Origin of the sequence: Romboutsia sp., assembly GCF_035470145.1 — a bacterium.
Classification (GTDB): domain Bacteria; phylum Bacillota; class Clostridia; order Peptostreptococcales; family Peptostreptococcaceae; genus Romboutsia_D.
The window spans coordinates 1-12,348 of sequence record NZ_DATIRC010000233.1 but is presented as its reverse complement, the minus strand read 5'-3'; the positions used below and the strand labels follow the sequence as shown (position 1 = coordinate 12,348).

11 protein-coding genes and 1 pseudogene are annotated in these 12,348 nt (G+C 29.8%); 1 reads left to right on the top strand and 11 read right to left on the bottom strand.

Annotated elements, in window-relative coordinates; genetic code table 11:
- Nucleotides 1-435, bottom strand: a 435-nt coding sequence (locus VLM92_RS10025) for a hypothetical protein (protein ID WP_325276205.1), incomplete at its 3' end; no start/stop codon positions are given.
- Nucleotides 436-687: 252 nt separating this feature from the next.
- Between VLM92_RS10025 and VLM92_RS10020 the strand changes: the two genes are divergently transcribed.
- Nucleotides 688-1,236, top strand: a complete 549-nt coding sequence (locus VLM92_RS10020; RefSeq protein WP_325276204.1) for a hypothetical protein — start codon at nt 688-690, stop codon at nt 1,234-1,236.
- 200 nt (nt 1,237-1,436) lie between these two features.
- Here the strand turns inward: VLM92_RS10020 and VLM92_RS10015 are convergent, their stop codons facing one another.
- The 10 genes and pseudogenes from VLM92_RS10015 to prdB all read right to left on the bottom strand — a co-directional run.
- On the bottom strand, nt 1,437-1,910 hold the full coding sequence (locus VLM92_RS10015) for a hypothetical protein (RefSeq protein ID WP_325276203.1): 474 nt from the start codon (nt 1,908-1,910) through the stop codon (nt 1,437-1,439).
- 117 nt (nt 1,911-2,027) lie between these two features.
- On the bottom strand, nt 2,028-3,182 hold the full coding sequence (gene dnaJ, locus VLM92_RS10010; protein ID WP_325276202.1) for a molecular chaperone DnaJ: 1,155 nt from the start codon (nt 3,180-3,182) through the stop codon (nt 2,028-2,030).
- A gap of 175 nt (nt 3,183-3,357) precedes the next feature.
- Nucleotides 3,358-5,196, bottom strand: coding sequence for a molecular chaperone DnaK (gene dnaK, locus VLM92_RS10005; RefSeq protein ID WP_325276201.1), 1,839 nt, complete (start codon nt 5,194-5,196; stop codon nt 3,358-3,360).
- A gap of 74 nt (nt 5,197-5,270) precedes the next feature.
- Nucleotides 5,271-5,852 (bottom strand): nucleotide exchange factor GrpE, encoded by a 582-nt coding sequence (grpE, locus tag VLM92_RS10000; protein ID WP_325276200.1) that lies wholly within the window; start codon nt 5,850-5,852, stop codon nt 5,271-5,273.
- An 18-nt stretch (nt 5,853-5,870) separates the two neighbouring features.
- Complete coding sequence (hrcA, locus tag VLM92_RS09995) at nt 5,871-6,890, bottom strand: heat-inducible transcriptional repressor HrcA (protein WP_325276199.1); 1,020 nt, start codon at nt 6,888-6,890, stop codon at nt 5,871-5,873.
- 98 nt (nt 6,891-6,988) lie between these two features.
- Nucleotides 6,989-8,134, bottom strand: coding sequence for a radical SAM family heme chaperone HemW (gene hemW, locus VLM92_RS09990; protein ID WP_325276198.1), 1,146 nt, complete (start codon nt 8,132-8,134; stop codon nt 6,989-6,991).
- A gap of 254 nt (nt 8,135-8,388) precedes the next feature.
- Complete coding sequence (locus VLM92_RS09985) at nt 8,389-9,261, bottom strand: sulfite exporter TauE/SafE family protein (RefSeq protein ID WP_325276197.1); 873 nt, start codon at nt 9,259-9,261, stop codon at nt 8,389-8,391.
- Nucleotides 9,262-9,312: 51 nt separating this feature from the next.
- Nucleotides 9,313-10,320 (bottom strand): proline racemase, encoded by a 1,008-nt coding sequence (locus VLM92_RS09980; RefSeq protein WP_325276196.1) that lies wholly within the window; start codon nt 10,318-10,320, stop codon nt 9,313-9,315.
- A 34-nt stretch (nt 10,321-10,354) separates the two neighbouring features.
- Nucleotides 10,355-11,590, bottom strand: a pseudogene (gene prdD, locus VLM92_RS09975) (proline reductase cluster protein PrdD).
- 56 nt (nt 11,591-11,646) lie between these two features.
- On the bottom strand, nt 11,647-12,348 hold a 702-nt coding region (gene prdB, locus VLM92_RS09970; RefSeq protein WP_325276195.1), incomplete at its 5' end, for a D-proline reductase (dithiol) protein PrdB.

Sequence of the window (12,348 nt, the reverse complement as noted above, 5' to 3'; positions counted from 1 at the left end):
TTCTCTAACAAAAGGTGGTCTTATCTTATATTTTTTATACCAATCATAAGTTTTTTCTACACCACCCAATTCATATAATTTTTCAAGTACTTCTATTTGATTTTTATACAATGCAGTATATATATATCCATCCATTCCATTTCCAAATTCTTTTAGTATATAATATTTACCTTCTCTATATTGTGCTAGTATCCAATTGTCCTGTATATATTCATCTGTGTTTTCAAGTATACAGTGCTTTTGGCCATGAGATTCAAAATTCCAATGATCTGAAATTCTCAAACTCCCTTCTGGCTTATACTCCCAAGATATATCTGATGTATTATAGTAGGTTTGGCTATATGGGCTTTTATTGATCTTTTTAAATTTTTTAATTTCTTCGTTCACTTCTATTGGTTTAATCTTTGATTTTATAGGCACTAATATCTTTTTCATAATTAATATTCCTTTTATTTTTATATTCTTATTTTATATTATTCTTCCTATAGTCTTAATTATTTACTACATACATAGATATATAACTTATTTTTAGTTTCAATTTGCTATATATTTGGTATTATTTTAAAAAAAATTGAAAAACAAATGAAAATATATTAGAAAAAATTTTCTTTATTATATTGAATCAATACTTTATACTATTGTTATTATGTTAAATACATACAAGTAATAACCTAGGGGGAACTTATTATGAATAAACTTGAATCATTAAAATTATTCCAAGATTTGCAACTAGTTTCAACAAAATATACTCATTTAAAACTTAAAGATAACGATAAAGAAGTTGAAGACAATAGAAAATTAAATTCATTATTAGAGTTTTATAAATCTAATATAAATCAAATAAAAGAAAAATCACATTTCGTATCTAGTCAAACTAGAGATGAATTGAAAAATTTCAGTTCTCAAGATATTTATAAGGCTCTTACTGATCTTAATAATTTTGCTAGTGAAAAATATAATTTTATAAAAGCAAGCAATATGGATATAGAATCTACTACAATTAAAGCTGTTATGCTTTTTACTGTTGATGAGTTAGTTCTTATAAATGAATCTATTAAAAATAAGGACTACTTAAAAGATAAAGATACTTACTTCTATATTTATGAAAAAATAATTTCAAGCGCTTTTATGACATTTTTAGCTTTAAAAGATATGGATATTGAAACAGAAAAAAGAAATAGCTTATCTCAAGCTATATTTAGTCAAATTAAAACATTATCAATTATATCTATGTAATTCAAGTCATAACAAAAGTACCTTAGTTAACTCTATGGTACTTTTTATTGTCTATATGAGATTATATTCTTTTTGCCACATAATACGATATCACTTTCTCATCCAACTACATTTAAGTACTCAATTATATCTTCAGTGTCCTTTGGTTTTGCTTTTCTTAATTTTAAAATAAAAAAGTGCTGATATTTATATACCAACACCTAATAACAATTATTACAATATACATTTATAGGAATTACCTTATTTAGATTCGTACCTACTGCAGTTAATTTAACACATCCACTTCCAGGGCATTCTGCAATAAAGTTTGTAAAAAAACATCCATCCGAAAAACTTATAGCTGGACTAAATGTCATTGTTCCTAAATCATAATCCGATAATTCAAATTCTACCATAGCATTTCTAATAGGGTGACCATGAGCATCTACTAAAACTCCGAATATCATTTGTTTGCATCCTGAATTCAATTCTATTTTATAAGGAAACATATATTTCAAGTATACTTGTTTAGGCCCCTGCGGCTCAGGCTTTTTATGTTTTTTTCCTCTATAAAAATCTTGTTCATTGATATCATCTAATTTAATGTTATATTCTTTTTCTAATTTATTTTTTAAATACTTATGAAGTTCTTCTTTAGTTGTAATCTTTTTTCCATCTACAAATAAAGTTTCCATAATTTTTCCCACCTTTAAAATTTTAAATACACCTATCTAATAATATATACTATGATTCTTTAAAACACATGTTACTTTTATTAAAAAAGGCCTAGGAAAATATCCTAGAGCCTTTTTTTACTTTTTTTTAAACATATCTTCAATTTTTTGTCCAAAAGTTTTTTTCTTTTCATGAACTTCTTCGCCACATTCCCCGGCAAATTGTCTTAATAAGTCTTTTTGTTTTTCATTTAACTTCTTAGGAGTGTCAACAACAACCTTAATATATTGATCTCCTCTAGTGTTACTTCTAAGTCTTGGTATACCTTTTTCTCTTAGTCTAAATACTGTTCCTGTTTGAGTTCCTTCTGGGACAATATATTTAACTTTCCCATCTAATGTTGGAACTTCTATTTCATCTCCTAATGCCGCTTGAACAAATGTTATTGGCATATCAAAGTATATATCATTTCCTTCTCTAGTGAATAATGGATGAGGTTTTACATTAATTGCTATATATAAATCTCCTCTTGGGCCACCCTTACTTCCTACTTCACCTTGATTAGATAGTTTTATCATTTGACCATCATCTATACCTGCTGGTATGTCTACTTCTATTGTTTTAATTTTTCTAGTACTTCCTTTACCATGACACTTAGAACATGGTGTTTCTATTACTTCTCCTTCTCCATTACATGCACTACAAGTTCTTGAACTTGCTATATTTCCAAATGGAGTCCTTTGAACAGTTCTAACTTCCCCTGCTCCATTACATGTTGGACAAGTCTTCTTAGATGTACCTGGTTTAGCTCCTGATCCATAACATTCACTACATTCTTCACTTCTATTTAATTTTATAGAAGCTTTTTTACCAAATGCAGCTTCTTCAAAAGTTATATCTATGTCTTGTCTTATATCCGCGCCACGCTCTGGCCCTCTTCTTCTAGATCTTTGGCCTCCAAAACCTCCGCCAAATATATCTCCAAACATATCTCCAAACATATCTTCAAAGCCACCGAATCCTTGACCACCAAATCCTCCTTGGCCACCAAATCCGCCCTGACCATTCATTCCTGCATGACCAAATTGATCATAAGTTTGTCTTTTGCTATCATCAGATAATACTTCATAAGCTTCATTTACTTCTTTGAACTTTTCTTCTGCTTTTTTATCATCAGGATTTCTATCTGGATGATATTGCATTGCTAATTTTCTATAAGCTTTCTTTAACGCTTGAGCATCTGCATTTTTATCGACACCCAACACCTCATAATAATCTCTTTTAGTACTCAAATTTTGCCACCGCCTTTATATTACAAAACAATAGCTTGTAGAATATCATACTACAAGCTATTATCATTATTTTAAGCATTTAAATCTCATTTTATTAATGATACCATGCTTATTAAAAGATACTCTTTTCTTTTACTCTATATTAATTATATACAAATATGTCTATTTGTGTAACCTATTTTTCTTCATTTACTTCTGTGAAATCTGCATCTACTACATTATCATCTTGTGGTCCAGCTTGCTCTGAATCTTGATTAGCCTGTGCATCTGCTTGAGCTTGTTGATACATTTGCTCAGATACCTTATGGAATTTATTCATTAATTCATCCATAGCTTTTTTGATTTCTTCTGCAGTTGCATCTTCTCTTTCTTTAACAGCTTTTAAGTCTGCTATTGCTGTTTCTATAGCACCTTTTTCTTCAGCACTTACTTTATCACCAAGTTCATTTAAAGTTTTTTCTGTTTGGTATATAGTAGAATCAGCTTGATTTAATGCTTCTATTTTTTCTTTCTTTTGCTTATCAGCTTCAGCATTCATTTCAGCTTCTTTTACTTTTCTTTCTATTTCTTCTTCAGAAAGGTTTGTTCCTGAAGTTATAGTTACTTTTTGCTCTTTTCCTGTTCCTAAATCTTTAGCAGTAACATGAACTATACCGTTAGCATCTATATCGAAAGTAACTTCTATTTGAGGTATTCCTCTTGGAGCTGGTGGTATATCTGTTAATTGGAATCTTCCTAAAGTAGTATTGTCATAAGACATACTTCTTTCACCTTGTAATACATGTATATCAACAGCAGTTTGGTTATCTGCAGCAGTTGAGAATACTTGAGATTTCTTAGTTGGTATTGTTGTATTTCTTTCTATTATCTTAGTCATTACATTACCCATAGTTTCTATTCCTAAAGATAATGGAGTAACGTCAAGAAGTAATAAATCATTAACTTCTCCAGTTAATACACCAGCTTGTATAGCAGCTCCTGCAGCAACACATTCGTCTGGGTTTATTCCTTTATGAGCTTCTTTTCCTATGAATTTCTTAACTGCTTCTTGAACAGCTGGTATTCTTGTAGATCCACCAACTAATAATACATCATCTATATCAGATGTAGAAAGTCCTGCATCTTGTAATGCTCTTCTTGTTGGTTCCATAGTTTTTTCTACTAATGAAGCTGTTAATTCATCAAATTTAGCTCTTGTTAAATCTATATTTAAGTGTTTTGGTCCTTCCATAGTAGCTGTTATGAATGGTAAGTTTATGTTTGTAGACATTGTAGATGATAATTCTTTCTTAGCCTTTTCAGCAGCTTCTTTTAATCTTTGAAGTGCCATCTTATCATTTCTTAAGTCTACACCTTCAGCTTTTTTAAATTCTTCAGCTAAATAATCTATTACTATTTGGTCAAAGTCATCTCCACCTAATCTGTTGTTACCAGCAGTAGCTAAAACTTCGAATGTTCCATCTCCTATTTCAAGTATAGAAACATCAAATGTCCCTCCACCTAAGTCAAATACTAATATTTTCTTTTCTTGATCTAATTTATCCATACCGTAAGCAAGAGCTGCAGCAGTTGGCTCGTTTATTATTCTCTTAACATCAAGACCTGCTATTCTACCTGCATCTTTAGTTGCTTGTCTTTGAGCATCTGTGAAGTATGCTGGAACTGTTATAACAGCTTCTGTTACTGGTTGACCTAAGTAGCTTTCAGCATCTGCCTTTAATTTTTGTAAAGTTATAGCAGATATTTCTTGTGGAGTATATCCTTTACCATCTATATTAACTTTGTAATCTGTACCCATGTGAGTTTTTATAGATATTATTGTTTTATCAGCATTTGTAACTGCTTGTCTTTTTGCTGGTTCTCCTACTATTCTTTCACCATCTTTAGTAAATGCTACTACTGATGGAGTAGTTCTCATACCTTCTGCATTTGTTATTATTTGTGGCTCTCCACCTTCTAAAACTGCAACACATGAGTTAGTTGTTCCTAAATCTATTCCTATTATTTTTCCCATGACTAATTCCTCCTAAATTAATTTATTATGTTATTTTTTTATTTTAAATACTGTATATTGTATAAAATTAATTACTAACAAGAAACCTTAACCATACTAGCTCTTAGTACTTTAGTTCCTAATTTGTATCCTTTTTGAAGTACCATTACTACTTTATTAGCATCTACACCTTCTACACTTTCTTGCATTACAGCTAAGTGTAGGTTTGGATCAAATTCACAATCTAGTGCTTCTATTTCTTCTACTCCAAACTTTGTTAAAGTACTTTGAAGTTGCTTATATACCATGTCTATTCCTTGATACATACTATCTTCTTTGTTCTCACAAACTTGAAGTGCTCTTTCCATATTATCTATAGCTGGTATTAAGTCTGTTAATATCTTTTCATTCGCAAATAATCCTATAGTTTCTTTCTCTTGTTGAGTTCTCCTTCTATAGTTTGCGTATTCTGCTTGAAGCCTTTGATATTGGTCATTAAGTCCATCTATTTCTTCTTGTAATTTTTTTTCTTCTAACTTATCGTTTATATCACAAACATTATCTTCACAATCAGTTTCTTTAGCTTCTTCTTTTATATCTTCAGTTTGAGTTTCCTCATCTATAGAAGTATCTATTTCTTCTTTTAACTCTTCTTGTTGTATATTTTTTTCTTGCAAGATATTACACCCCTCAGTTTATTTTTTATTAAATAATAAGCTCATATAGTTTACTATTGCATAAATTCTAGCATAGTCCATTCTTGTAGGACCTATAAAACTTATGCGACCTACTAAATCTTTGCTAATATTATACTTCGCTGTAACTATACTACAATCTTGAGCTAATTCACAATCATTATCACTACCAATGATTATATTTATATTATCTTTTTGAATTCCTTTAGATTTAATCATACTAGCTATAGCTTCTTTTTGTTCTAGCATATTTAAGAATGATTTAGCTTTTAATATATCATTAAATTCTGGATAACTAAATATATTAGTAGTTCCATTTAAAGAAATTAAAAAGTCTTCTTCCGATATATCAAAGTTCAAAGCACTTATAAGCTCATCTATAAATGCTGAGTATTCACTTATTTCATACTTTATAAATGCAATTAATCTTTCATCTAAATCAGTTATGCTTTTTCCAGCAAGCTTTTTAGTAAGATTGTCAGAAATTAAGTTTAACTTAGATTGATCTAAATAAATATTGGTTGTAAGATTTGCATTTTTTATATCACCTTCATCTGTTACAACTATTAGCAAGATTTTATTATCGCTCATCTCAACTAACTGTATATGCTTGATAACACTTTGGTTTACTAAACTTTTGGTAAAAGCTACCGTTGTATAGTTAGTAAGCTGAGATAACAGCTTTGAAGTCTCATGGATTAAATCTTTTATGTGGTTTACGTTATTTTGGATACATTGTTCAATTAAGATTTTTTCATTATCACTTAATTCACTCTGACTCATAAGTAAATCTACATAAAGCTTATAACCCTTTTCAGATGGAACTCTACCAGCAGAAGTATGTGGCTGAATAAGATAACCAAGTTCTTCAAGATCAGCCATTTCATTTCTTATAGTAGCAGCACTAACACCTAAGTCATGTTTTTTAGATATCGTCCTTGACCCTATAGCTTCAGCTGTTTCTATATAATCTTTAACTATAGCTTTGAGGATTTTTAATTTTCTTTCGTTTAGTTCCATACCTTGCCTCCTCGCTGTTAGCACTCATCAAATTCGAGTGCTAAAAAGATTATATATATTATATATCATTATATTTTGTTTTTGTCAATACTTTCGAATTAATTTATAAACTCTATAAAAATACTGTTTGATATCTCTCTTCCCCTTTGAGTTAGACTAAATCCAGCTATACTTTCATTTATAAGTTCTTTTTCTTTTAAATCTTTGATTTGTTTACTATATTTTTCTTCAAAATCTATATTAAATTGTTTTTTAAAATCCTCAAATTTTATTCCTTCATTCATTCTAAGTCCCATAAATATTTTTTCTTGAATTCTATCTTCTATACTTAATTTTTCTATATTTTCTATAGGCTTCTCGTTTTTATTTAACTTTTCATGATAATTTTGTAATAATTCTACGTTATTATATCTATAATTATTTAAATATCCTGATGCTCCTGCACCTAACCCGATATAATGATTACATTTCCAATACAATATATTATGTTTGCATTCAAGCCCTTCCTTAGCATAGTTTGATATTTCATATTGATTATATCCATTTTCTTTTAAATAATTTATTGTATAGTTGTACATCTGTATGTCTGTATCTTCATCTATCATATCAAATTCATTATTTCCATACATATCATACAATTTAGTTCCCTCTTCTAATATAAGTGAATATGCTGATATATGTGATGGATTTAATTCTACTATTTTTTGTAGACTTTCTTTCCATTCTTCAAATTTTTGATTAGGAAGTGCATACATTAAGTCTATATTAATATTCTTAAAACCAATTTCTAAAGCTTCTTTATAGTTTTTTTCAAACTCATCATAGGTATGTATTCTTCCTATAGCTTTTAAATGATGGTCTTGTACAGCTTGTAATCCTATACTAAGACGGTTTATCCCAACATCCCTCATAGTCATTAACTTTTCCCTTGTTAATGTTCCAGGGTTACATTCTATTGTTATTTCTGCATCTTGTCTTATTTTAAAGTTTTCTTTTATACTTTCAAATATATTTTTTATTTCCTCACTAGTTAGGATACTTGGTGTTCCTCCACCTAGAAATACACTCGTTATTTCTTGTTCCTCGGTATTATTTATTTTTAATTCTTCTTTATATAGATTTATTTCTTTTTTTAAATCGCTAATATATCTTTGTTTTAAATTTTGGTCTATTTTATATGAATTAAAGTCACAATAATTGCATTTACTCATACAAAATGGAATATGTACGTATAATCCTAGCATTTTATTTCCTCTTTTCGTATTTTGTTCAAATTAAATTATACATTTTCATGTAGCTTTAATCTATCAATTTCTACTAAATACTATTATAACGCTTAAATATACCTAATTTGCATTATCAATTTTCTAATATATACCCTAACCTATTTTTATATTCATATACAAATCAAATAAAATATAATTTCTAAATATAAAAAACACCATTTTAAAATTAAATTCAAATTGGTGTTTTAATTTACTAATATTAATATATGTTCTTATATTTTTTGTACTGAAAAAGCTTTCTTTAACATAGTTACTGAAGTATAACTTATAACAATTATTACTAACCATTTTAATATATCCATTGGCATTGATTTTACAAAATATGCCGCTATAACTACACCTATAACTCCACCTATAGTTATGAATAAAGAAGTTTTCTTTGCATATGCATTTTCTTTTATAAATTTAACACTAGCTACTGGCATTAATAATGCACAAGAGCCCATCATTATAGGAAATGCTACTTTCGGAGACATTCCTAAAAAATATATCATTGCCATACATGGAGAATATAATCCAACTCCAGCTGTCATTAATGCACCTAATATAAAGTTACCAACTATAGCTATTATAAGCTTTGTTCCCATTAATCCTGTAGCATCTCCACCACCTGGCATTAATTTTAACTGACCTAAAAGCATTAAAATCGCTGTTACAGCTAATGCAAATCCCATGATTTTTTGTATTAATTTTTCGTTCATTTTAGCTATTACTCCTGCACCTAAATATGAACCTATAACAGCTGCTGCTAATAAGCTTACTAACGTTAAAGGATCAACTTCTATAACAGTTGTAAATATAAACGCTTCTAATACTACTGGTATTGTATGACATACATTTAACGTCCCTGGAATTAGCTTATCTGAAATATTTATTTTCAAAGCATTCATCATCGCAACCGTTGGAGCAAATGATCCTATTCCTAAAGTATCAAAAAAGTCTGTTACAAATCCTGTAGTAAAAGGTTTCCAAGTTGGCACATCCTCTAGATTTTTTTCTGCCGTTGCTTTACTTATATCTTTGAAAAAGCTAAATCCAAAAATCGCTAAAAAGCCTCCTAATAATATCCTTACTAAATTTAACATTTTACCCTCCTAATAGTATAAATAATAATTACAGTAATTATTATTCTTATCTTATTTTAACATAAATCCATGTTTTAATGGATCTTCTTCGTCTATTACAAATTGGTTAAATCCTGTTATATATGCAGCTCCTGTTATTTCAGGTATTATCGCTTCATAATCAGCTACTTTATCAACAGCTAATATTCTTCCTTTAAATAAAGTTCCTAATATACTTTCATATACGAATAGTTCGCCTTCTTTTAATTCGCCTTTAGAATATAAAGTAGCAAGTTTAGCACTTGTCCCTGTTCCACAAGGAGATCTATCCACTTGACCTTGTCCAAATATAACTACATTTTTATAATCAGCTTCTGGATGAGTTGGCTCATCATATATTTCAACTAAATCAACAGTTTTTATGTGCGCTAATTCTGGATGTTGTATTTCTATAGTTTCATTTATTATATCTCTCATATTTAAAGCTATTTCAGTTAATTTTTGAGTATTCTTTGGCTCAACTTTTAACCCTAATTGTTTAGCATTAACTATAGCAAAGAAACTCCCTCCGAAAGATATATCAAAAGTTACAGCTCCTATTTCAGGCATTTCTATTTGAACATCTCTCTTGTATAAGAAAGCTGGTACGTTCACTATAGAAACTTCTTTAACTCTGTCATTCTCAACCTTAGCTTCAGCTCTAACTATTCCAGCTGGAGTATCCATAACTACTTCTGTTATAGGTTCTTTCTTTTCAACCATTCCTGTTTCTATAGCAGCTGTTATAGCACCTATTGAACCATGACCACACATATTTAAGTATCCGCCACCGTCCATAAATATTATTCCAAAATCAGCTTCATCATTACATGGTTGAGTTATTATAGACCCAAACATATCGTTATGCCCTCTTGGTTCTAACATTATAGCTGTTCTTAAATGATCTAAATTTTCTTCTAAATAAGCTTTCTTTTCAGCCATAGTGTTTCCTTTTACATTAGGTATACCACCTGTTATTATTCTTGTTGGTTCACCCATAGTATGAGAATCTATTGCATGTATACTTCTTGAAAATTTCATATTTATAGCCTCCAGAATGTTTTTATTTTTTAATTTATCCTTTTCTCATCTTTAATTTTAAAAATGCTAAAGCTTTTTTAGCATCCACTTCATCAATATTATTTTCTCCTACAACCTCAGTCTCTATCCCTTGCGCTGATTTGTTGATATCTACGATTGTATCCATATACTTATTAGTTACAACAAACTTAGCTTGTATTCCATTAAATGTTACTCCCACTTGTTGAATATTTCTTTTTCCTATTTCTTCCATAGTATTAGCATAATCAACATGTGAGTTTCCCCATCCATCACAAGATATTATGACTCCATCAACTCTCATAGCTTCTAACCATGCTGCTGTCCTTTTACCTACAAATTCTTTTTCTTTGTTATCTTGAGGAGTTCCAACAACAACTATACCTAGTAAATCTATATCTTTATCATTTCCTACAATATCTAAAAGCGGATCTCTAAAATGATGAAGGGATGTTTCTTTTGTAGATGGTCCTATACCCATAATATCACCTCTTTAAGTCATAGCTCTCAAGGCACCATCCCTATACTCATTAGGAGATATTATCATAGGGACATTAGCCATATCTATTATTGATATCCCTCCGGCCAATCCACTAGGTTCTTGAGAAAATAGCTGATTATCATACATAGCACCTTGACCCGCTATTTGTTTTACTATAACAACCTTTTTAGCATTAGGTCTTGCCTTGTCAAAATATTCACGAATTTGACTTGCATCTCTTCCATCTTTTTGCTTTAGAACGTTTCTAATTTCTTGTATAAAATTATCACAAGCTCTAAAAGCTACCATAGGAAGCTTTCTCTCGTAAGGTAAACCGCCTTTAACTATAATATCAATATGAATTATATAATCATTAGTTGAAGGCGTTCCATATTTTCCAAATACCATTTGATTTTTTAGTATACCTTCAGATGAGCCAAATTCATGCATTTGTCTTCCATCTTCATCTACTCCTGTAAGCATCACATATACACCTGTTAGCGTATGTGTTATACCTTCTCCTAAGCACCCTAGGACTTTTGTAGATATAGGAATTATATCCATAATAGTGTTAACTTTTCTATCATAATCCCCAGGTTTAATTATATTCACTTTAATATCCGTTATAAGATTTTCTGATTTTTTTATTGTGTCTATACATTGAAGATTTAATGATAATGTATTATTATCAATTGACATTTTATTATCAATTTGGACATTATTTATATGAAATGGTTTAATAACTAATCTTCTAAGTATTTTCTCTTCCATATATATATCACCTTTTTATAAACCCTTCTCTATATAGAGAAGGGTTTTTTTATTATTTATACTTGAGCTACGTACTCATATGGTAATGATATTATCTTACCTGCAGATGGTATCTCAATTAATTTTTTTAATGTATCTTTTAATATATTTGTTTGCATTTCTACGTTATTTGGTTCCCCTGCATTTGCACCCATTGGAACTAATGGAGCAACTGCTCTTGGACTTCCATTTTGTCTAACTACTGGTGGAAGAGCTGCTATTATTATAGTTGGTATACCAGCTTCTTCTATTGCTCTCTGCACGATCACGGCAGTTCTATGACAAGTACCTCAGCCAGCTGTTAAGACTACAGCGTCTACTTTTTCTTCTCTTAATTGTCTAGCGATTTCAGGACCAGTTTCTTCAGTAAATCTTGTTTGGTCTCCTCCACCACCCATGAATCCATAATGCATTGGAGCAACTTCTTTTATAAAGCCTTCCTTTGCTAATTCATGTAATCTGTCTATAGGGAACATACAGTTTATGTCTTTATTAACGTCAGCGTTATCGTATCCTCCGTGAGATACCATCATTTCATCAGTTGTAGCTGTATTTGGTATTCCTCTAAATGAGAAATCTCCTGCTAAGTTAAATTTCTTATCAGTTTTTAAATGTACACCTGCTGCTGTAGCTAAAGCTATTCTCATTTCCTTTAATTCTTTAGTTACAGGAGTCCATACTGGAGGAGGTGTTATAGGAACGAATATTTCAGATTGAAG

What these genes read in the sequence shown, in the direction of transcription:
- hemW (WP_325276198.1), bottom strand. Translation starts at nt 8,134, where the DNA reads ATGCTAGGATTATACGTACATATTCCATTTTGTATGAGTAAATGCAAT.
- VLM92_RS10020 (WP_325276204.1), top strand. Translation starts at nt 688, where the DNA reads ATGAATAAACTTGAATCATTAAAATTATTCCAAGATTTGCAACTAGTT.
- dnaK (WP_325276201.1), bottom strand. Translation starts at nt 5,196, where the DNA reads ATGGGAAAAATAATAGGAATAGATTTAGGAACAACTAACTCATGTGTT.
- VLM92_RS10015 (WP_325276203.1), bottom strand. Translation starts at nt 1,910, where the DNA reads ATGGAAACTTTATTTGTAGATGGAAAAAAGATTACAACTAAAGAAGAA.
- hrcA (WP_325276199.1), bottom strand. Translation starts at nt 6,890, where the DNA reads ATGGAACTAAACGAAAGAAAATTAAAAATCCTCAAAGCTATAGTTAAA.
- VLM92_RS09985 (WP_325276197.1), bottom strand. Translation starts at nt 9,261, where the DNA reads ATGTTAAATTTAGTAAGGATATTATTAGGAGGCTTTTTAGCGATTTTT.
- VLM92_RS09980 (WP_325276196.1), bottom strand. Translation starts at nt 10,320, where the DNA reads ATGAAATTTTCAAGAAGTATACATGCAATAGATTCTCATACTATGGGT.